General features: G+C 73.9%; 19 protein-coding genes and 1 pseudogene. 15 read left to right on the plus strand and 5 right to left on the minus strand.

Translation table 11 applies throughout. The features are described from left to right. Positions 1–160 precede the first annotated feature (160 nt). The 6 genes from ACIRSU_RS06175 to ACIRSU_RS06200 all read left to right on the plus strand — a co-directional run bounded on the left by ACIRSU_RS06175 (position 161) and on the right by ACIRSU_RS06200 (position 6,626). Positions 161–3,052 (plus strand): LuxR C-terminal-related transcriptional regulator, encoded by a 2,892-nt coding sequence (locus tag ACIRSU_RS06175; RefSeq protein WP_403790189.1) that lies wholly within the window; start codon positions 161–163, stop codon positions 3,050–3,052. 118 nt (positions 3,053–3,170) lie between these two features. Beyond that, a complete protein-coding gene (locus ACIRSU_RS06180) occupies positions 3,171–4,826 on the plus strand; it encodes an MFS transporter (protein ID WP_403789526.1) in 1,656 nt (551 codons plus the stop codon). Positions 4,827–4,900: 74 nt separating this feature from the next. Next, positions 4,901–5,098 carry a hypothetical protein gene (locus tag ACIRSU_RS06185; RefSeq protein WP_403790191.1) on the plus strand — a complete coding sequence of 66 codons (198 nt, stop codon included), beginning with the start codon at positions 4,901–4,903 and terminating at the stop codon, positions 5,096–5,098. A gap of 126 nt (positions 5,099–5,224) precedes the next feature. Then, entirely contained in the window at positions 5,225–5,683 is a 459-nt protein-coding gene (locus ACIRSU_RS06190) for an SHOCT domain-containing protein (RefSeq protein WP_403789527.1), read from the plus strand. 71 nt (positions 5,684–5,754) lie between these two features. Then, the gene (locus tag ACIRSU_RS06195) at positions 5,755–6,174 is read left to right on the plus strand and encodes a hypothetical protein (RefSeq protein WP_403789528.1); all 420 of its coding nucleotides are present in this window, start codon (positions 5,755–5,757) and stop codon (positions 6,172–6,174) included. Then, entirely contained in the window at positions 6,171–6,626 is a 456-nt protein-coding gene (locus tag ACIRSU_RS06200) for an amphi-Trp domain-containing protein (RefSeq protein ID WP_403789529.1), read from the plus strand. The genes ACIRSU_RS06195 and ACIRSU_RS06200 overlap by 4 nt, the downstream gene beginning before the upstream one ends. A gap of 31 nt (positions 6,627–6,657) precedes the next feature. On the opposite strand, the gene ACIRSU_RS06205 is transcribed toward ACIRSU_RS06200, so the two are convergent. Further along, entirely contained in the window at positions 6,658–7,284 is a 627-nt protein-coding gene (locus tag ACIRSU_RS06205; RefSeq protein ID WP_403789530.1) for a response regulator, read from the minus strand. A 118-nt stretch (positions 7,285–7,402) separates the two neighbouring features. Continuing rightward, positions 7,403–8,596, minus strand: coding sequence for a histidine kinase (locus ACIRSU_RS06210; RefSeq protein ID WP_403789531.1), 1,194 nt, complete (start codon positions 8,594–8,596; stop codon positions 7,403–7,405). A 124-nt stretch (positions 8,597–8,720) separates the two neighbouring features. On the opposite strand from ACIRSU_RS06210, the gene ACIRSU_RS06215 reads away from it, so the two are divergent. Next, the gene (locus tag ACIRSU_RS06215) at positions 8,721–9,809 is read left to right on the plus strand and encodes an ABC transporter permease (protein WP_403789532.1); all 1,089 of its coding nucleotides are present in this window, start codon (positions 8,721–8,723) and stop codon (positions 9,807–9,809) included. Continuing rightward, a complete protein-coding gene (locus ACIRSU_RS06220; RefSeq protein WP_403789533.1) occupies positions 9,806–10,492 on the plus strand; it encodes an ABC transporter ATP-binding protein in 687 nt (228 codons plus the stop codon). Before ACIRSU_RS06215 ends, ACIRSU_RS06220 begins: the two co-directional genes overlap by 4 nt. A 57-nt stretch (positions 10,493–10,549) precedes the next feature. Here the strand turns inward: ACIRSU_RS06220 and ACIRSU_RS06225 are convergent, their stop codons facing one another. Continuing rightward, a complete protein-coding gene (locus ACIRSU_RS06225) occupies positions 10,550–11,359 on the minus strand; it encodes an IclR family transcriptional regulator (protein WP_403789534.1) in 810 nt (269 codons plus the stop codon). A 336-nt stretch (positions 11,360–11,695) separates the two neighbouring features. Here ACIRSU_RS06225 and allB point away from each other — a divergent pair, with 336 nt between their 5' ends. Next, positions 11,696–13,030 carry an allantoinase AllB gene (allB, locus tag ACIRSU_RS06230; protein ID WP_403789535.1) on the plus strand — a complete coding sequence of 445 codons (1,335 nt, stop codon included), beginning with the start codon at positions 11,696–11,698 and terminating at the stop codon, positions 13,028–13,030. A 1-nt stretch (position 13,031) separates the two neighbouring features. Further along, complete coding sequence (gene alc, locus ACIRSU_RS06235; RefSeq protein WP_403789536.1) at positions 13,032–14,147, plus strand: allantoicase; 1,116 nt, start codon at positions 13,032–13,034, stop codon at positions 14,145–14,147. Between the two features lie 363 nt (positions 14,148–14,510). On the opposite strand, the gene ACIRSU_RS06240 is transcribed toward alc, so the two are convergent. After that, the gene (locus ACIRSU_RS06240) at positions 14,511–15,251 is read right to left on the minus strand and encodes an SDR family NAD(P)-dependent oxidoreductase (RefSeq protein ID WP_403789537.1); all 741 of its coding nucleotides are present in this window, start codon (positions 15,249–15,251) and stop codon (positions 14,511–14,513) included. A gap of 182 nt (positions 15,252–15,433) precedes the next feature. Here ACIRSU_RS06240 and ACIRSU_RS06245 point away from each other — a divergent pair, with 182 nt between their 5' ends. The 3 genes and pseudogenes from ACIRSU_RS06245 to ACIRSU_RS06255 form a co-directional block, all read left to right on the plus strand. Next, positions 15,434–16,042 carry a dihydrofolate reductase family protein gene (locus tag ACIRSU_RS06245; protein WP_403789538.1) on the plus strand — a complete coding sequence of 203 codons (609 nt, stop codon included), beginning with the start codon at positions 15,434–15,436 and terminating at the stop codon, positions 16,040–16,042. Between the two features lie 122 nt (positions 16,043–16,164). Further along, the gene (locus ACIRSU_RS06250; RefSeq protein WP_403789539.1) at positions 16,165–17,085 is read left to right on the plus strand and encodes a DMT family transporter; all 921 of its coding nucleotides are present in this window, start codon (positions 16,165–16,167) and stop codon (positions 17,083–17,085) included. A 34-nt stretch (positions 17,086–17,119) separates the two neighbouring features. After that, a pseudogene (locus ACIRSU_RS06255) lies at positions 17,120–17,266 on the plus strand (DNA-binding response regulator); the annotation flags it as partial. 9 nt (positions 17,267–17,275) lie between these two features. Here ACIRSU_RS06255 and ACIRSU_RS06260 read toward each other — a convergent pair. Continuing rightward, the gene (locus ACIRSU_RS06260) at positions 17,276–17,494 is read right to left on the minus strand and encodes a hypothetical protein (RefSeq protein WP_403789540.1); all 219 of its coding nucleotides are present in this window, start codon (positions 17,492–17,494) and stop codon (positions 17,276–17,278) included. A gap of 168 nt (positions 17,495–17,662) precedes the next feature. On the opposite strand from ACIRSU_RS06260, the gene ACIRSU_RS06265 reads away from it, so the two are divergent. Together ACIRSU_RS06265 and ACIRSU_RS06270 are read left to right on the plus strand one after the other, a co-directional pair. Beyond that, complete coding sequence (locus tag ACIRSU_RS06265; protein WP_403789541.1) at positions 17,663–18,889, plus strand: sensor histidine kinase; 1,227 nt, start codon at positions 17,663–17,665, stop codon at positions 18,887–18,889. Then, positions 18,886–19,635 carry a response regulator gene (locus ACIRSU_RS06270; RefSeq protein WP_403789542.1) on the plus strand — a complete coding sequence of 250 codons (750 nt, stop codon included), beginning with the start codon at positions 18,886–18,888 and terminating at the stop codon, positions 19,633–19,635. Before ACIRSU_RS06265 ends, ACIRSU_RS06270 begins: the two co-directional genes overlap by 4 nt. The last annotated feature ends 6 nt before the right edge of the window (positions 19,636–19,641 follow it).

Below are 19,641 nucleotides of genomic sequence, written 5' to 3' on the forward strand. Positions count from 1 at the left end.
CCGTGACCCCCACGAATCCGTCGTCCCCAGCGCCGACCCGTACGGACCCGGCGCCTTTGGTGTCGACCCCTACGGACCCGGCGCGTCTGGTGTCGACCCGTACGGACCCGGCGTCCTCGGTGTCGACCCGTACGGACCCGGTGCCCTCGGCGTCGACCCCCTGGGTGACCCGTTCCTGCGAACCCGGTTCGTGCCGCCCGAGCGGCCCGCGACGTTTCTGAGGCGTGTACGGCTGGCCGAGCGGCTCGGGCAGGCGCCGCGGACCCCGCTCACGGTGGTCGAAGGGCGCGCCGGGGCGGGCAAGACGCTGCTGGTGGCGGACTGGGCCGCCGGTCTGGACGAACCGGTGGCCTGGCTCACGCTGGACGCGGCGATCCAGGGGCCGGGCGTGTTCTGGGCCCACTTCCTCCAGGCGCTGCGGGCCGGCGGCACGGCGTTGCCCTCGTCGGTCGGCTCGCCCGCCCGGGCGGGCGAGGCCGACCACGCGCTGCTGTCACGGCTCGCCGCGGAGCTCGGCGGCCGCGACCGGCCCGCGATCGTGGTGATCGACGAGTTCGACCGGATGACCGCCCCGGAGGTCGCGCGGCAGCTGGAGTTCGTCCTGCACCACGGCGGGGCGGGACTCCGCCTGGTCCTGGTCACCCGCACCGAGCCGCTGCTCCCGCTGCACCGCTACCGGCTGGCCGGGGAGACGACGGAGATCAGGGACGCCGAGCTGGCCTTCACCGTCGAGGAGGCGGTCACGCTGCTCGAGCTGCACGGCCTCGACCTGTCCGACGCGGCGGCCGGGGCACTGGTGGAGCGCACCCGGGGCTGGGCCGCCGGCCTGCGGCTGTGCGCCATGGCCGCGCGGCTGAGCCCGGACCCGGAGATCTACCTGAAGGAGTTCGAGGCGGGGCGCAGCACGATCGCCGACTTCCTGCTCGCCGAGGTGCTCGACCGGCAGCCGCCCCGGACCCAGGACCTGCTGCTCCGGGTCAGCGTCCTCGACCGGTTCCGGCCCGAGCTCGCGGACGCGCTGACCGGGCGGCAGGACGCGGCGCCCATCCTGGCCGGGCTGCTGCGCGACAACGCGTTCGTGGAGGACTTCGGGCAGGGGTGGTACCGGCTCCATCCGCTGTTCCGGGAGATCCTCCGGGCCCATCTGCGCCACCGTTCGCCCGGTCTGGAGCGGGACGTGCACCGGCGGGCGGCGGGGTGGCTGCGGCACTCCGGGACCCTGCCCGAGTCGCTCGCCCACGCTGCCGCCGCGGGGGACCTGGCGTTCGCCGCCGGGGCCCTGGTCGACGACCTGGCGATCGGTCAGCTGTTCGCCGGTCCGCGCGCGGACGAGCTGGCCGAGCTCTTCGCGGCCCTGGAGCCGAAGACGGGGAGGACGGAGCCGAAGACGGAGACGGAGACGGAGACGGAGGCGCCGGGCCCGGCCGCGGACCTCGTCCGCGCCGCGCGCGAGCTGTCCCGCCACGACCTCGCCCGCGGCCTGGCCCACCTCGGCCGCGCCGAGGAACAGCTGACCGCCGGCACCGGCGACTCCCCGGCGGCCCGGCTCGGCTGCGCGCTGCTCGCGGCACTGGCGGGCCGGCTGGCCGGCTCCGTGCGGCAGACGGAGGAAGCCGCCCGGTCCGCCGCCGGACTGCTGCGATCGGTGCCCGTCCCGCTTGTCGACGAACACCCCGAACTCCTCGCCCTGCTGTGGACCCACCTGGGCGCGACCCGGCTGTGGGCCGGACTCCTCGGCGAGGCCCGGGCCGCACTCACCGAAGTGACCCGCGGGCCCGGCGACGCCGCCACGGCACTGCCACGGCGGGACTCCCTGGAGCACCTCGCCCTCATCGACTACCTCGACGGCTGGCCCGGCCGGGCCGAGCGCCGGGTCCGCGCGGCGACGGCCGAGACGGAGCGCTTCGGCCTTCCCGCGCCGGCCGGCCCCGGCCTCGGGCAGCTGGTCCTCGCCGCGGTCGCCGTCGAACGGGACGAGCCGGCCCGTGCCGAGGAACTGCTCGGCCGACCGTCCGACGGACCGGCGCCGGATCCGGTCACCGCCGCGGCCCGCCGCCTCGCCACGGCCCGGCTGCTCCTGGCCCAGGGGCGCACCCGCGCCGCGTCGGCCGCCGCGCGACAGGTCGTCGCCGCCGACGAGGACTCCCCGTGGGCCCGGGGCCACGCCGCTCTGGTCGTCTCGGCCGCCCACCTCGCGGAGGGCCGCCCGGAGGCCGCCGCCGAGGTCCTCCGGGCGGTGGCCGCGGACCAGCCGATGTGCCTGGTCGGCGCGGCGCGGGCCCACCTCGCGGCCGGTGACCGGGCCGAGGCCCTCCGCCTGCTCGACGGCCTCGACGACCTCCACGGCAACGCCCGTCCCCCCGGGCTCGACGGCAACGCCCGTCCTCCCGGCGTCGACGGCAGCGCCGGTCCCTCCAGCCCCGACGGAAACGCCGGCCTCGACGACCTCTTCGGCAACGCCCGTCCCCCCCGCCTCCACGGCAACGCCCGTCTCCCCGGCCTCGACGGCGACGCCCGTCTCCCCGGCCTCGACGGCAACGCCCGTCCCCTCGGCCTCGACGGCGACGCCCGTCCCCCTGGCCGCGCGCACGTCGGCCCGGCCGTGACGGTGCGCGCCGCGCTGGTGCGGGCCCGGGCCGCGAAGCTGGAGGGCGACCTCGGGGCCGTACACACCCTGCTCGAACGTGCCCTGAGGGAGGCCAGGCCCGAGGAGTTGCGGCGTCCGTTCGCGGAGGCCGGACCCTGGATCGGTCCCTTCCTGGAGGCGGCGCCCCTGCGCGCGCTCGCCGCGGGCTGGCTCCTGCCGGAGGCCGGGCTGGACGGCGAAGCGGCCGGTCCGGCGGCGGAGGAGCCGCTGGTGGAGCCGCTGAGCGAACGGGAACACGAGGTGCTGGAGCGGCTCGCCCGGATGATGTCGACCGAGGACATCGCCGCCGACCTGTACCTGTCGGTCAACACGGTGAAGACCCACCTCAAGAGCGTCTACCGGAAGCTGTCGGTGCACCGGCGCAACGAAGCGGTACGCCGGGCCCGCGACCTGGGCCTGCTCTGATCCCGGGAAGTGCTCCCGGAAGGCATCTGCCCGACCCGCTCACCCGCCGCGGGTGAGGCGGCCGGCGGGCGTTTCGGGTGCGATGGCAGGGACGGGCCGACCTGGTGAGGTGGACACGATGAGGCAGTGGGGCGCTCTGATGGTCCTGGGGACGGCCCAGTTCCTGATGGTGCTCGACACCGCCGTCATGAACGTCTCCATCACCCAGCTGGTCGAGGACTTCGACACCGAGGTGACCTCGATCCAGGCCGTCATCACCCTGTACGCCCTGGTCATGGCCGCGTTCATGATCGTCGGCGGGCGGATCGGGGACATCCTGGGGCGCCGCCGCGTCTTCCTGATCGGCATGGGCGTCTACGGCGTCGGCTCGGCCCTGACCGCCGTCTCGCCGGCCCTGTGGGTCCTGGCGCTCGGCTGGTCGCTCATCGAGGGGCTCGGCGCCGCACTGGTGCTGCCGTCCATGGCGGCGCTCGTCGCCGAGTCCTACCGGGGCCGGGACCGCTCCGTCGCGTACGGCGTCATCGGCGGCCTCGCCGGCGCCGGCATCGCGGTCGGACCGTTGCTGGGCGGCTGGGTGACCACGTACCTCACCTGGCGGCTGGTCTTCGCCGGTGAGGTCGTGGTGGTCCTCGCCGTGCTGCTCTTCCGGCGCGCGATCAAGGAACGGCCGCCGACGGGCCGGCGCCCCGGCCTGGACGTCGTCGGCGCCGTGCTGTCGGCCGCCGGTCTGGGCCTCGGCGTCCTCGGAGTGCTGCAGAGCACCACCTGGGGCTGGGTCGCGCCGCTCGATCCCCCGTTCACGGTGTTCGGCTTCGCCCCCACTCTGTTCGTCGTCGCGGCCGGAGCGGGCCTCCTCCACGTCTTCCAGATCTGGGAGCGGCGGCGGGAGGCCCGCGGCGAGGACCCCCTCGTCCACCTGGCTCTGTTCCACAGACCCGTGCTGCGCTCCGGCCTGATGACCCTGCTCAGCCAGAACCTCATCCTGCTCGGCCTCTTCTTCACCATCCCGCTGTACCTGCAGGTGGTGCAGGGCTTCGACGCCTTCCAGACGGGACTGCGGCTGCTGCCGGTCTCCGTCACCATGCTCGTGGCCTCCCTGGCCGGCGCCCGGCTCGGACGCAGGGCGGGGCCGCGGCGGATCGTGCGGGTGGCGCTGGTGCTGCTGGCGGCGTCGATCGCCTGGCTCCTCGCCGCCATCAGACCCGTCGTCGACGACGCCCAGTTCTTCGGGGCCATGGCGCTCCTCGGTCTCGGCATGGGCCTGCTCGCCTCGCAGCTCGGCAACGTCGTCCAGTCCACCGCCGGGGAGCAGGAGCGCAGCGAGGTCGGCGGCCTGCAGTTCACCGCCCAGAACCTCGGATCCGCGCTGGGCACGGCCCTCATCGGCTCGATCCTGATCGGCGCCCTGGCCCACGCCTTCACCACGCACGTCGAACAGCATCCGGGCATCTCCGAAGAGGCCCGCCGGCAGACGAGCGTCGCCCTGGAAACGGGCATCAGCTTCGTCTCCACCGACCAGGTGCACGCGGCGGCCGAGCAGGCCGGGCTGCCGCCGGCCGAGGTGGACGCCGTCACGGAGTCCTACGCGAAGGCCCAGCTGAACGGCCTGAAGGCGGCCGTCCTCGCGACCGGAGGCATCACGCTGGCCAGCTTCCTGGTGACGCGAGGCCTGCCCGCCGCCGGCCCGGCGCCGGGCGCGGGCGAGTCCCCCGATCCCGCCGCCCCGTCGCCGGCACCGCCGAAGCGTGGGTCCAGCCCGCCGAGGAGGTCGTGATGTTCGGAACCGGACGCGTGGGTCACCCCCGTGCGGTGAGGCGGGCGGAGGTCTCCGGGGCGGACCGTCGCGGCCTGCCGTACGAGATCCGCGTCGAGGGGCACATGTCGGAGACGCTGGTCGGCGCCTTCCCCGAGCTGGAGCACGTGATGATCTCCGGCCAGACGGTGCTGTACGGCCCCGTCGTGGACGAGGCGCACCTCTACGGACTGCTGGCCCGCTTCCAGTCGCTCGGCCTCCAGGTGGTGGAACTGCGGCGCCTCCCGGACTGACACCCACGGAGCCCCGGACTCACCCGTCCCGGGTGAGGTGATCCCCCGAGGGGCCACGCACCCTGAAGAGAGCCCGGAACGGCGCCCGGCACCCGGGAACCGGTCCGGACGGAACGGAGCAGAGAGATGGGCACCTATCTCGCCTACGACTATCCGTTGCTGAACACCTTCTGGACCATGCTCTGGTTCTTCCTGTGGATCCTGTGGATCATCCTGCTCTTCCGGATCATCGGCGACATCTTCCGCGACGACGACCTGGGTGGCTGGGGCAAGGCCGGCTGGCTGGCGTTCGTCATCCTGCTGCCCTTCCTGGGCGTGTTCGTCTACCTCATCGCGCGCGGCAAGGCCATGGGCCACCGGGAGATCACGCACGCGCGCAAGCAGCAGGAGGCGTTCGACTCGTACGTCCGTGAGACCGCGGGCACCGCCGGCGGCACCAGCCAGGCCGACGACCTCGCCAGGCTCGCCGATCTCCGCAGCCGCGGTGACATCACCGAAGAGGAGTTCCGCCGTGCCAAGGAGATCGTCCTGAGCGGCGGCGGCCCGTCCGCCTCCGCCGGAACCGGAACCACCCCCCGGCAGTAGCCGGAGGGCGGGGACCGGGACCAGGACAGGGAAAGCGGGACACCCGAAAGGGACAGGGAAGGACAACCGAGATGGCCACCACACACACTCCCCGGATGCACTCGGCCAAATACGCCTGGGCCGAGGGGCTGACCGCCTTCGCCGCCGTCATGCTCGCCCTCGCGGGGCTGCTCGGCATCTTCCGCGGCATCATGGCGATCGCCGAGGACGACATCTTCGTCACCACGCCCAACTACGTCTTCAAGTACGACCTCACCGGATGGGGCTGGGTCCACCTCGCTCTCGGCGTCGTCGCCGTGCTCGTCAGCTTCGGACTCTTCCGGACGGCGACCTGGGCACGGATCGCCGGCGTGGCCATCGCCGGGCTCGTCATCATCGCCAACTTCCTCTCGCTGCCGTACTACCCGGTGTGGTCCGTCATCATGATCGCGATGTCCGGGTTCATCATCTGGGCCCTGTGCGTCAGCCGGAGCGGCAGGGAGCAGCTGTGAAGGACCTCAAGTTCGAGCAGAAGCGCTCGCTGAGCCGCGCCGAGGCCGCGGAGCTGCTGGCCGGGCTCGCCGAGGCGTTCCGGGAGGGCGGCGAGGCCGAGCTGACGCTGGGCCCGGGAGTGGAGCTGAGCCTCCGGGTCCCCGACGAGTTCCGCACCGAGGTGGAGTTCGAGGTCGACGACGGCGAGATCGAGCTGGAGATCGAGCTGAAATGGCCGCTGGGCGGCGGGCGCGCCACGCCCGCCACCGTCGCCGCCTCCGCCCGCAAGGCCGTCGAGTCCGGGGCCGCCGGGCCCGGGGCCGCGACCGGGCCGGCCGAAGAGCAGCCCGAACCCGCCGCACCGGCCGAGCCCTCCGCTCCCCGGAGCCGGAAGGCCACGTCGGCCGCCAAGCCGAAGCGGCCCCCGGCCAAGCGGACTCCCGCCAAGCGGACCGCCGCGAAACGGTCCTGAACCGGCCGCCCAGCGGCAGCGCCGATCCCGCCTACCGCCGGATCAGCCGCCGGGCGGTCGCGGCCGCCACCGCGGCCGTGCGCGAGTCCACGCCCAGCTTGGCGAAGATGTGCACCAGATGGGACTTCACCGTCGCCTGGCTCAGGAACAGCGCCTTGCTGATCTGCTGGTTCGACAGTCCCTCGCTCACCAGCTGGAGCACCTCCAGCTCCCGCTTGGTCAGCGCCTCCGCGGGCGTGCGCATCCGGTCCATCAGCCGGTGCGCCACCGCCGGGGCGAGCGCCGACTGGCCGGCCGCGGCCGTCCGTACCGCCGCCGCCAGCTCCTCCGGCGGGGCGTCCTTCAGGAGGTAGCCGGAGGCACCGGCCTCCACCGCCGCGAGGATGTCGGCGTCCGTGTCGTACGTGGTGAGGACGAGGACCCGCGGCCCGCCCCGTACGGCGGTGATCGCGGCCGTCGCCTCCGAGCCGTGCATCCCGGGGCCGAACTGGAGGTCCATCAGGACCACGTCCACGCCGCCCGCGGCGGCCAGCTCGACCGCCCGCTCGGCCGTCGCCGCCTCGCCGACCACGGCGAAGTCCGGCTCGGTGTCGAGGACGGCCCGCAGCCCGGCCCGTACCACCGGGTGGTCGTCGGCGAGCAGCAGTCGGATGGTCATGCGGCGGACTCCAGGGTGGTCATGCGGCGGGCTCGGGGGTGGTCATGCGGCGGGTTCGAGGGTCATGCGGAGGGCTCCGGGATGGTGGTCCTGCGTCAGGCTCCGGGGGAGTCGTGCGTCAGGTTCCGGTCGTGGTGCCGGCGGGCAGCGGAAGGGAGACGGCCACGGCGGTGCCCTGGCCGGGGGCGGACTCGACGGTGAAGGAGCCGCCCAGCGACTCCGCGCGCGAGCGCATCGCCGGCAGTCCGAAGCCGCCGTCCGAGGACGGGCGCACGGAGCGCGGCGCGGCCGGGTCGAAGCCCTTGCCGTCGTCGACCACGTCCAGCGTCACCGAGCCGCCCATGAACGACAGGGTGATCTCCGCCCGCGAGGCCGAGGCGTGCCGCACCGTGTTCGCGAGCGCCGACTGGGCGATCCTCAGCAGCGCCACCTCGTACGGGGTGGGCAGCTCGGCCGGTGTCCCGCTGACCGAGAACCGCACCCGCGGCCCGTCCGGAGCGGCCGGCGGACCGGCCGTCTCGCACAGCCGTTCCAGGGCCCCGGCGAGCGAGCCGTGCTCCAGATCGGGCGGGGTGAGCGCCCGTACGAAGCGGCGGGCCTCCGCCAGGTTGTCCTGCGCCGCCCGCCGGGCCGCGTCGATGTGCCCGGCCGCCGGCGAGCCCTCCGGCAGCGCGCGCTCGGCGGCCCGCAGCAGCAGCTGGATCGAGGAGAGCCCCTGCGCCAGGGTGTCGTGGATCTCCCGGGCGAGCCGCTCGCGCTCGGCGAGCGTCCCCGCGTGCCGCTCGGCCGCCGCCAGCTCGGCCCGGGTCGAGATCAGCTCCTCGATCAGCCGGCGCCGCCGCTCGCTCTCCCGGTACAGCGCCTGGTAGCCGAGGACGGTCGCCACGGCGACCGCCGCGCCGAGCAGCGGCCCGATGAACACGCCCGGGCTGAGGGCCGCGCCGTGCCGCACGTACGACAGGATCGCCGCGCACGCCGTGAGCGCCACCGCCGGCAGCGACCAGCGCACCGGCAGCAGGTGCAACTGCAGGAAGTACAGCGGGAAGGCCAGCCACAGCCCCTCGGGCGTCAGCCACAGCAGCACCAGCCAGGACAGGCACAGCGCGCCCAGCCAGACCGCCGCTCCGCGCTGCGAGCCGCGCACGGCGGGCAGCAGCGAGCCCGCCGCGTACACCGCGCCGGTCAGCACCGCCGCGACCACGCCCGCCGTCGTCTGCGCGCGCACCGCCGCCAGGACGAGGAGCCCCGCCATCAGCAGATGAAGACAGAGGCGCAGCGCGCGCAGGGCAGGGGTGAGGGAGCGGGGATCCATGATGGTTCCAGGGTAGGCGGGGCCGCGAGCCGGTCCGGACAATCCGGACTCAACCGAAAGTTTGATTACGGAGCCATCCGTGGCGCGATGCCCGCGCGGGGCTCCGGCCAGCAGGCTTGGCCCCATGTTCGTGGCATGGAGAGACCTGAGATTCGCCAAGGGGCGTTTCACCCTGATGGGCACCGTGATCGTCCTGATCACCCTGCTCGTCGGACTGCTTTCGGGACTGACCGCCGGGCTCGCACGGGAGAACATCTCGGCGATCACCGGTCTTCCGGCGGACCGGCTGGCCTTCGCCGCCCCGCCCGCCGGCCAGTCGGTCTCCTTCACCAACTCGGCCGTCACGGCCTCCCAGTGGCGCGACTGGGCCGGCCGCCCCGGCGTCGAGCGCGCCGCGCCGCTCGGCATCCGCACCCTCAACGCCACGGCCGGCGACCGCACCGCCGCCCTCTCCGCCTTCGGTACGGAGCCGGGCGCGGGCCTCGCGCCGGAGGGCTCGCGGCTGGGGCCGGGCAAGGTGGTCCTGTCCGAGTCGGCGGCGAAGGAACTCGACGTCACCGCCGGGGACGCGGTGCGCCTCGGCCCCCTGGACGCCACCGTCGTCGCGGTCGCCGGGGACGCCTCGTACAGCCACACGCCCGTCGTGTGGACCTCCCTCGACGACTGGCAGAAGCTCGGCCGGGCCGGCACGGGAGCCGGGTCCGAGCAGCAGGCCACCGTGATCGCCCTGAGCGGCTCGGGTGCCGACTGGGCGGCCGGGGACAAGGCCCTCGGCACGGCCGCGAAGACCGTCGACGAGGCCCTCGGCGCCATAGGGTCCTACCAGGCCGAGAACGGCTCGCTGCAGCTGATGCGCGGCTTCCTCTTCGTGATCTCCGCGCTGGTCATAGGAGCCTTCTTCACCGTCTGGACCATCCAGCGCAGCGCCGACGTGGCCGTCCTCAAGGCGCTCGGCGCCTCCACCCCGTACCTCCTGAAGGACGCCCTCGGGCAGGCCGTGGTGATGCTCGGCGCCGGCACCCTGCTCGGCACCGGGCTCGCCTCCGGCATCGGCGCGCTGATCAGCGGCGGCGACGTGCCGTTCGTGCTGCGGCCGCTCACCGTGCTCGGCCCGGCCGCCGTGATGATCGTGCTCGGTGTGCTCGGCGCGGCCCTGTCCATCCGGCGGATCACCGCCGTCGACCCCCTGACCGCGCTCGGGAGCGCCCGATGAGCCTGCTGCTCGACCACGTGACCCTGACCTACCCCGACGGCGACGGCCGGCTCACCGCCCTCGACGCCGTCTCCCTGGACGTGCCCGCCGGCCGCCTCACCGCCGTCGTCGGCCCCTCCGGCTCCGGCAAGTCCAGCCTGCTCGCCGTCGCCGCGACGCTCGTCACGCCGGACACCGGCCGGGTCGTCGTCGCCGGCACGGAGACCGGGGCGCTCACCCCGGCGGCCAAGGCCGAACTGCGCCGCGAGCACATCGGCATCGTCTTCCAGCAGCCGAACCTGCTGCCCTCGCTCAGCGCCCTGGAGCAGCTCCAGGTGATGGCGCACCTGTCCGGGCGCGGCCCGCGGACCGCCCGGGACCGGGCCCTGGAGCTGCTCGACGCGGTCGGCCTCGCCGATCAGGCGCACCGCCGCCCGCACCAGCTCTCCGGCGGCCAGCGCCAGCGCGTCAACATCGCGCGGGCGCTGATGAACGAGCCCTCCGTGCTCCTGGTCGACGAGCCGACGAGCGCGCTCGACCACGAGCGGGGCGCGGCCGTGATGGAGCTGCTCGGCCGGCTGACGGCGGAGCGGGGGACGGCGACGGTGCTCGTGACGCACGACCGGACGCACCTGGGGCGGGCGGACCGCACGGTGACGGTGGTGGACGGGCGGCTTACAGAGGAGCTACTGGTACAGAAGTAGAGTCAAGCGTGTGGCAGCGACGAGCTGCCACACGCTTGACTCACGACTGTACGAGTTTCAGACCTGGCCGTTGCCCGCCGTGTTCACCAGCGCCGCCGACAGCTCCTGGGCGACCTGCTGGAGGATCGGGACGATCTTGTCGGTGGCCGCCTCGGTGACCCGGCCGGCCGGGCCGGAGATGGAGATGGCGGCGGGGGTGGGGGAGTTGGGGACGGGGACCGCGAGGCAGCGGACTCCTATCTCCTGCTCGTTGTCGTCGACCGCGTAGCCCGTGTCGCGCACCAGAGTCAGGGCGTCCAGGAAGCCCTCGGGCGTGGTGATCGTCTTCTCGGTGGCGGCGGGCATGCCGGTACGGGCGAGCAGCGCGCGCACCTCGTCGGCGGGGGTGTCCACGAGCAGCGCCTTGCCGACGCCGGTGGAGTGCGGCAGCACCCGGCGGCCGACCTCGGTGAACATGCGCATCGAGTGCTTGGACGGCACCTGGGCGACGTACACGACCTCGTCGCCGTCGAGCAGCGCCATGTTCGCGGTCTCGCCGGTCTCCTCGACGAGCCGGGCCAGATACGGGCGGGCCCAGGTGCCGAGCAGCCGGGAGGCGGACTCGCCGAGCCGGATCAGGCGCGGGCCGAGGGCGTAGCGGCGGTTCGGCTGCTGGCGGACGTAGCCGCAGGCGACCAGCGTGCGCATCAGGCGGTGGATGGTCGGCAGCGGCAGTCCGCTGCTGGCGGAGAGTTCGCTGAGCCCGACCTCGCCGCCCGCGTCGGCCATCCGCTCCAGGAGGTCGAAGGCACGCTCGAGGGACTGGACGCCACCGCTCGCGGCGGCGGGCTTGGCGGCGTCGGTGGCGCTGGCGCTGGACGTCGGCACGGCAACGGTCCTTTCGGGGCAGGCGGGCAAGGCAGCAGCCTACCGGGCGCCCGGGCCGGGCACACGGCCCAGGTCCCGGCGTCCGGGCCGGTCAGCGGGGTGTTTGTCCGTTGTCGGCGGCTGCCCGGAGGGGTCCTGGTCCACCCCGCATGTGCGGAGCTACGTTCTACTGTACGAAATTCTCATTCCACTTCATGGAAACGTCCAATCGGCCCTCGCGAGAGCGGGGCATGCCGGGCGATCCTGAAAACGCGCCCTTGACGACATGTCGTCACGGCCGCAGACTCCTTCAACAGTTCGTTGAATTTCTGCTTCGCGGAAGAAGAAGGGGTACGGGTGGACGTCAACCTGGTCCTGCGCTCGACGCGCGTCATCACCCCCGAGGGGACTCGTGCGGCGTCGATCGCCGTCTCCGGCGGAACGATCGCGGCCGTGTGGCCGTACGACGCCGAGGTCCCGGCCGGGGCCCGGCTGGAGGACGTCGGCGACGACGTCGTCCTGCCCGGTCTCGTCGACACGCATGTCCATGTGAACGACCCCGGGCGCACCGAGTGGGAGGGCTTCTGGACCGCGACGCGCGCCGCGGCCGCCGGTGGCATCACCACCCTGCTCGACATGCCGCTGAACTCGCTGCCGCCGACCACCACCGTCGAGCACCTGCGGATCAAGCAGGACGTCGCCCGCACCAAGGCGCACATCGACACCGGCTTCTGGGGCGGCGCCCTGCCGGACAACGTCAAGGACCTGCGGCCGCTGCACGACGCCGGAGTCTTCGGCTTCAAGTGCTTCCTGTCGCCGTCCGGCGTGGACGAGTTCCCGCAGCTCGACCAGGACCAGCTGGCCGCCTCGCTCGCCGAGATCGCCGGCTTCGACGGGCTGATGATCGTCCACGCCGAGGACCCGCACGAGCTCGACGCCGCACCGCAGACGCCGGGCGCGAAGTACGCCGACTTCCTCGCCTCCCGGCCGCGGGTCGCGGAGAACACCGCGATCGAGAACCTGATCAACCAGGCCCGCCGGCTGAGCGCCCGCGTGCACGTCCTGCACCTGTCGTCCTCGGACGCGCTGCCGCTGATCGCCGCCGCCAAGGCGGAGGGCGTGAAGGTCACCGTCGAGACCTGTCCGCACTTCCTGACCCTGACGGCGGAGGAGGTCCCGGACGGCGCGACCGAGTTCAAGTGCTGCCCGCCGATCCGCGAGTCGGCCAACCAGGACGCGCTGTGGGAGGGCCTGGCGGACGGCACCATCGACTGCATCGTCTCCGACCACTCGCCGTCCACGGCCGACCTCAAGACCGGCGACTTCGCCACCGCCTGGGGCGGCATCTCCTCGCTCCAGCTCGGCCTGCCGGCCATCTGGACCGAGGCCCGCCGCCGCGGCCACGACCTCACCGACATCGCCCGCTGGATGTCCGAGAGCCCCGCCCGCCTCGCCGGTCTCGACCGGAAGGGCGCCATCGAGCCGGGCCGCGACGCCGACTTCGCGATCGTCGACCCCGACGCCACCTTCACCGTCGACCCGGCCGAGCTGCAGCACCGCAACCGCGTCACCGCCTACGCCGGCAAGACCCTCCACGGCGTCGTCACCTCCACCTGGCTTCGCGGCGAGCGCATCAACGACCGCGGCACCCTCACCGAGCCCACCGGCCGTCTCCTCGAAAGGAACAACTGACGTGTCCTCCATACCCAGCTTCACCGGAGACGCGAGCCCGTACGGCGGCGGTGACCCGTACGCCGACTACCGCACCGCCGACTTCCCCTTCACCCAGTACGCCGACCTCGCCGACCGCCGCCTCGGCGCGGGCGTCGTCGCCGCCAACGACGAGTTCTTCGCCGAGCGCGAGAACCTGCTCAAGCCCGAGGCCGCCGAGTTCGACCCCGAGCACTTCGGCCACAAGGGCAAGATCATGGACGGCTGGGAGACCCGCCGCCGCCGCGGTGTCTCCGCCGAGCAGCCGCACCCCACCGAGGACGACCACGACTGGGCGCTCGTACGCCTCGGCGCCCCCGGCGTGATCCGCGGCCTCGTCGTCGACACCGCGCACTTCCGCGGCAACTACCCGCAGGCCGTCTCCGTCGAGGCCACCTCCGTCGCCGGCTCGCCCTCGCCCGAGGAGCTCCTCGCCGACGACGTCAAGTGGACGACGATCGTTCCGCGCACCGCCATCGGCGGCCACGCCGCCAACGGCTTCGCCGTCGACGTCGAGCAGCGCTTCACCCACCTCCGCGTCAACCAGCACCCCGACGGCGGCATCGCCCGCCTCCGCGTGTACGGCGAAGTCGCCCCCGACCCGGCCTGGCTCGGCGTGCTCGGCACCTTCGACCTCGCCGCCCTGGAGAACGGCGGCCAGGTCGAGGACGCCTCCGACCGCTTCTACTCCCCGGCCACCAACACCATCCAGCCCGGCCGCTCGCGCAAGATGGACGACGGCTGGGAGACCCGCCGCCGCCGCGACAAGGGCAACGACTGGATCCGCTACAGCCTCGCCGCCGAGTCCGAGATCCGCGCCGTCGAGATCGACACCGCGTACCTCAAGGGCAACAGCGCCGGCTGGGCCGCGCTCTCCGTCGCCGCCGAGGGCTCCGACGACTGGACCGAGATCCTCCCGCGGACCCGCCTCCAGCCCGACACCAACCACCGCTTCGTGCTCGACACGCCCGCGGTCGGCGCCCGCGTCCGCATCGACATCTACCCCGACGGCGGCATCTCCCGCCTCCGTCTCTTCGGCTCCCTCACCGAAGCGGGCACGGCGCGCCTGACGGCCCGCCACCAGGAACTGGGCGGCTGACGGCCCCCCTCTTTCCGAGGCTCGGTTCCCCTCCGGGGCGCTTGAGCCGGACTCACAGCCCCGACCGTGCTCGACCCTCCCCCTGCCTTCGGCGGGGGGACCCCCACTCCTCGCGGGCCTCCGCGCGCTCGGGACTGTTCCCCCGTCGCGCCCCTTCGGCTCACTCGCCGCAGGCGCGTCGGGGGGGCAACCCCAGGGGTTTGTCGGGGGCACCCGAAACGGCCCCCGGCCATGAACTGGGCGGGCACGACACCCCGCCCGGCCCGCGAGGGCGCACCGACCCGACAGCACCGGTGCGCCCTCCACCTCTTTCCGAGGCTCGGTTCTCCTCCGACTCACTCGCCGACGTGTTCGTCGGGGCGTTTACGCGGCGTGGCCGCCGTCCACCGAGAACTCGGCGCCCGTCACGTACGCCGCGTCCGGGCCGGACAGGAACGCCACCATCGAGGCGACCTCGGCGGCCGTGCCGAAGCGGCCGAGGGCCGTCATCATGGCCTGGGCCTCGGCGTAGGGGCCGTTCGCCGGGTTCATGTCGGTGTCCGTCGGGCCGGGGTGGACGATGTTCGCGGTGATGCCGCGGCCGCCCAGCTCGCGGGCGAGCGACTTCGTCAGGCCGACGAGGGCCGCCTTGCTCGTCGCGTACAGCGTGCCGCCGGGGCCCGGTACCCGCTGCGTCATGCAGGTGCCGATGGTGACGATCCGGCCGCCCGCCGCCATCCGCGCGGCGGCCGCCTGCGCGGCCAGGAAGACCGAGCGGACGTTCACCGCGAGCACCCGGTCCACGTCCGCGAGGGTCAGGGACTCCAGCGGGCCGAGGACCCCGACGCCGACGTTGTTCACCAGCACGTCGAGCCGGCCGAGCGCGTCCGCGGCCCACTCCACCGCGCCGGCCGCGTCGCCCGCGTCCGCCGCGTCCGCGCGGAGGGCGAGCGCCTTGCCGCCGGCCGCCTCGATCCGGGCGGCGACCTCGCGGGCCTGCTCCTCGCCCTGGACGTAGGTGAAGGCGACGTCCGCGCCCTCCTCGGCGAGCCGGACGGCCGTCGCCGCGCCGATGCCCCGGCTGCCGCCGGTGACCAGGACCGCCTTGCCGCTCATCGTGGACATGTTGAACTCCTCGTACGTCGTCGACCGGTTGTCGTTGCGAGTTCAATCAAACGCGGGACGGCGTCCCCGCGCTGGCGGGAATCGGACGGCGAGCCGATCACCGCGCGGCCATCGATGAGTTCCGCGGGCGGGCGGGGTCTGCAGAGGTGAGACACGACGACAAGAAGAGAGAGGGCCCTCTCATGGCCACCCTGAGCCTCACCCAGTTCCTCACCCTCGACGGCGTCTACCAGGCCCCCGGCGGTCCCGAGGAAGACCCCGGCGGCGGCTTCGAACACGGCGGCTGGTCCTTCCCGTACGGCGACGAGGACTTCGGCCGCTACATGAACGAGGTCTTCGCGCGGCCCACCGCCTTCCTCCTCGGCCGCCGCACCTACGAGATCTTCGCGAGCTACTGGCCGAAGCACGACGACCCCGACAACCCCATCGCGACCAAGCTCAACACCCTCCCCAAGTACGTGGCCTCCCGCACCCTCACCACCGCCGACTGGGAACCGGCCACGATCCTCTCCGGCGACGTCGTGCGGGAGGTCAGCGCGCTCAAGGAGCGGTTCGACGGCGAGATCCAGATGCACGGCAGCGGCGGCCTCGCGCGGACCCTGCTGGAGCACGACCTCATCGACACGCTCCACCTGCTCGTCTTCCCGGTCGTCCTCGGCACGGGCCGCCGCCTGTTCGCCGAGGGCGCGAGGCCCACCGCCTTCCGGCTCACCGACGCGCGTACGACGCCGGCGGGCGTCACCCTCCAGACGTACGAACAGGCGGGCCGGCCCACGTACGGCAGCTACTGAGGGCCGCCCACGTGCGGCAGCCAGGAAAGGTGTAGCCACCACGGGCGGGCCCCGGTACGGTGATCACCCCTCCGCGTGCGAGCCGTCGAAGTCTCCACCCCGCCTGATCAGTTGGAGACGCCATGTCGTCGCTCGCCGCTCCCGCGACCCTCGGCGCCCCGCGCCGCGCCTGGCTCACCGACCTGCCGGTGCTGCTCGTCGCGGTGGTCTGGGGCGCCAGCTATCTCGCCGCCAAGGGCGTCACCACCGCCCACACCGTGCTCGCCGTCCTCGTGCTGCGCTTCGCGATCGTGCTGCCGGTGCTCGTCGCCGCGGGATGGCGCAGGCTGCGGGCCCTCGACGCGGCCCAGTGGCGCGGGGCGGCGGTCCTGGGGCTGATCCTCGCCGGGATCTTCGTACTCGAGACGTACGGGGTGGTGCACACCTCGGCCACCAACGCGGGCCTGATCATCAGCCTCACCATGATCTTCACGCCGCTCGCCGAGGCCGCCGTCACCGGGACCTGGCCACCCCGCGCCTTCCTCGGCGCCGCCGCGCTGTCCGTGGCCGGCGTGGCCCTGCTGACCCAGGGCGCGGGCTTCACCGCGCCCTCGGCCGGCGACCTGCTGATGCTGCTCGCCGCGCTCGCCCGTACCGTGCACGTCCTCGCGATGTCGCGCATCAAGGCTGTGCGGAGCGCCGACTCGCTCTCCCTCACCACCGTCCAGCTCGGCGCCGCCGTCGCCGTCTTCGCCCTCCTCGCCGCCGTCCCCGGCACCGGCGCCACCCCCTGGGCGACGGCCCTCGGCCTCGGGCCGGGCGAGTGGGCCGGACTGCTCTTCCTCTCCGTCTTCTGCACCCTGTTCGCCTTCTTCGTCCAGATGTGGGCCGTCCGCCGCACCTCCCCGTCCCGCGTCAGCCTCCTCCTCGGCACCGAGCCCCTCTGGGCCGCCGCCGCGGGCATCGCGCTCGCCGGCGACCGCCCCGGAACCCTGGGCCTCGCGGGCGCCGTCCTCGTGCTCGCGGGCACCAGCTGGGGCCGCCGGGCCGCCGACGCCGCCTAGGGCCTGTCCGACGGATCATGGCCGGACAGGCCCGGCCCTGGCCCGGAGGGCCGCCGAACTGGTGGTCTCCGAAGCGACGATCGGCAAGCACTTCGGCAACATCCTCACCAAGCTGGACCTGCCTCCTGCGGACGAGACCCACCGCCGGGTGCCGGCCGTCCTGACGTACCTGCGCGCCTGACGTACGCGCTCAGCTCTTCACCCGGTCCGATATCACCAGGACCACCAGTCCGAGCCCCGCGATCACGATGTTCGCGAACAGCTCCCGGCCCTCCAGGAAGCCGATGTTGTCGGTCAGGAAACGGGTCGCGCCCATCAGTTTGAACCAGCCGTCGGTCAGCTCGCGGATCACCCCGCACACGCCGAAGACCAGCACCAGAAAACCCGTGACCTCAAGAAGCCTCTTCATGCTCCGAGCATGATCCACGGCCGCCCCCGCCCGCGTCGGCCACCGGTATCCCCTTTCCGCGACTTCCGTACGACCTTCGTACGACCGAGGTCCCCGGCTCGCGCGACTTTGGTATCGCGTGGGCCGCACGGGGCCGCGACACGCCGCTCACCTGCGTACATTTCCCGTATGACGCGTACCTGGCTGCTCCCTTCCCATCTGGTCGAGGCCGCCCGCACCGGCGGCCGGGGGCCGGGGGAGGGGCGGCCGCGGCGGACCGTGCGGGACTGGGTGGTCGACACCACGATCTTCCTGCTCGCGGCGTTCGTGGGGCTGCTCGCGGCCGAGACCAGCGCCACGTACAGCAGCGAGGCCGTCGCGCTGACCGACCAGCTCGCCGGCGGGCTCGCCTGCTGCGCCCTGTGGCTGCGCCGCCGCTGGCCCACCGGGCTCGCGGTCACGCTCTCCGTCGTCAGCGTCGTCGCGCCCACGGCGGGCGGCGCCGTGCTCGCCGCGCTGTTCAGCGTGGCCGTGCGCCGCCCCTTCAGGGAGGTGGCGTGGATCGGACTGCTCGCCATGGCCGCGTCCACCGTGCAGGTCTTCGTACGGCCCGACCCGACCACCGGCACCCCGCTCGCCATCGGCATCGGGATCGTCCTGATCCTCCTGGTCACCGCCTGGGGCATGCTGGTCCGCTCCCGCCGCCAGCTCGTCGAGGCGCTGCGCGACCGCGCGCTGCGGGCCGAGGCGGAGGCGGGGCTGCGGGCCGAGCAGGCGCAGCGGCAGGCGCGGGAGGCCATCGCGCGGGAGATGCACGACGTGCTGGCCCACCGCCTCACCCTGCTCAGCGTGCACGCCGGCGCCCTGGAGTTCCGGCCCGACGCCCCGCCCGCGCAGGTCGCGCGGGCCGCCGGGGTGATCCGGGACAGCGCCCACGAGGCGCTGCAGGACCTGCGGGAGATCATCGGCGTGCTGCGCGCGCCGCACGACGACGAGGGCGACGGCAGCGCCGCGAACCGGCCGCAGCCCACCCTCGCCACCCTGGACAGCCTCGTCGCCGAGGTCCGCGAGGCCGGCATGAAGGTCGTCCTCGACTCCACCGTGGCCGACCCGGACACCGTGCCCGCCGCCACCGGCCGCACCGTCTACCGCATCGTCCAGGAAGCTCTCACCAACGCCCGCAAGCACGCGCCCGGCGCCGAGGTCACCCTCACGCTGCGCGGCCGCCCCGGCGCCGGACTCGACCTCGACATCCGCAACCCCGCCCCCACCGGGCCCGTCCCGCCCGTGCCCGGCTCCGGGCAGGGCCTCATCGGGCTGACCGAACGCGCCACCCTCGCCGGCGGCCGGCTCACCCACGGACCCGCCCCCGACGGCGGCTTCGCCGTGCACGCCTGGCTACCGTGGCCCGCATGACACCCACCCCGCCGCCCTCCTCGCCGTCCGCCCGGCCGCCCGTCCGGCTGCTCGTCGTCGACGACGACCCGCTGGTCCGCGCGGGCCTCGCCCTCATGCTCGGCGGCGCCGAGGACATCGAGATCGTCGGCGAGGGCGCCGACGGCGCCGAGGTCCCCGAACTCGTCGAGCGGCTCGCCCCCGACGTCGTCCTCATGGACATCCGCATGCCGCGCGTCGACGGCCTCACCGCCACCGAACGGCTCCGCACCCGGCCCGGCGCGCCCGAGGTCCTCGTCCTCACCACCTTCCACGCCGACGAACAGGTCCTGCGGGCGCTGCGCGCCGGGGCCGCCGGCTTCGTCCTCAAGGACACCCCGCCGGCCGAGATCGTCACCGCCGTGCGCCGGGTGGCGGCCGGTGACCCGGTGCTCTCCCCGGCCGTCACCCGCCAGCTCATGACCCATGTCGCCGGGCAGGACGCGCCGCCCACTCCCCGCACCGGCCCGCAGGAGCCCCCGCGCCGTGCCACCGCAGCCCGCCGCCTCGCCGAACTCGCGGACCGCGAACGGGAGGTGGCGCTCGCCGTCGGACGGGGCAGCTCCAACGCCGAGATCGCCGCGGCCCTCTACATGAGCGTCCCCACCGTCAAGACCCACGTCTCACGCATTCTGGCCAAACTCGGCCTCAACAACCGTGTCCAGATCGCGCTCCTCGTCCACGACGCCGGCCTGCTCGACCTCCCCGACGGAGCGGACGGCGCGTAGCCTGGA

The organism is Streptomyces sp. NPDC101160 (assembly GCF_044768205.1).
Taxonomy (GTDB): domain Bacteria; phylum Actinomycetota; class Actinomycetes; order Streptomycetales; family Streptomycetaceae; genus Streptomyces.

Coding starts and splice junctions, on each gene's coding strand:
- ACIRSU_RS06195 (WP_403789528.1), top strand. CDS start 5,755: ATGGCCACCACACACACTCCCCGGATGCACTCGGCCAAATACGCCTGG.
- ACIRSU_RS06265 (WP_403789541.1), top strand. CDS start 17,663: ATGACGCGTACCTGGCTGCTCCCTTCCCATCTGGTCGAGGCCGCCCGC.
- ACIRSU_RS06210 (WP_403789531.1), bottom strand. CDS start 8,596: ATGGATCCCCGCTCCCTCACCCCTGCCCTGCGCGCGCTGCGCCTCTGT.
- ACIRSU_RS06180 (WP_403789526.1), top strand. CDS start 3,171: ATGAGGCAGTGGGGCGCTCTGATGGTCCTGGGGACGGCCCAGTTCCTG.
- ACIRSU_RS06190 (WP_403789527.1), top strand. CDS start 5,225: ATGGGCACCTATCTCGCCTACGACTATCCGTTGCTGAACACCTTCTGG.
- ACIRSU_RS06270 (WP_403789542.1), top strand. CDS start 18,886: ATGACACCCACCCCGCCGCCCTCCTCGCCGTCCGCCCGGCCGCCCGTC.
- ACIRSU_RS06250 (WP_403789539.1), top strand. CDS start 16,165: ATGTCGTCGCTCGCCGCTCCCGCGACCCTCGGCGCCCCGCGCCGCGCC.
- ACIRSU_RS06240 (WP_403789537.1), bottom strand. CDS start 15,251: ATGTCCACGATGAGCGGCAAGGCGGTCCTGGTCACCGGCGGCAGCCGG.
- ACIRSU_RS06220 (WP_403789533.1), top strand. CDS start 9,806: ATGAGCCTGCTGCTCGACCACGTGACCCTGACCTACCCCGACGGCGAC.
- ACIRSU_RS06245 (WP_403789538.1), top strand. CDS start 15,434: ATGGCCACCCTGAGCCTCACCCAGTTCCTCACCCTCGACGGCGTCTAC.
- ACIRSU_RS06260 (WP_403789540.1), bottom strand. CDS start 17,494: ATGAAGAGGCTTCTTGAGGTCACGGGTTTTCTGGTGCTGGTCTTCGGC.
- ACIRSU_RS06215 (WP_403789532.1), top strand. CDS start 8,721: ATGTTCGTGGCATGGAGAGACCTGAGATTCGCCAAGGGGCGTTTCACC.
- ACIRSU_RS06205 (WP_403789530.1), bottom strand. CDS start 7,284: ATGACCATCCGACTGCTGCTCGCCGACGACCACCCGGTGGTACGGGCC.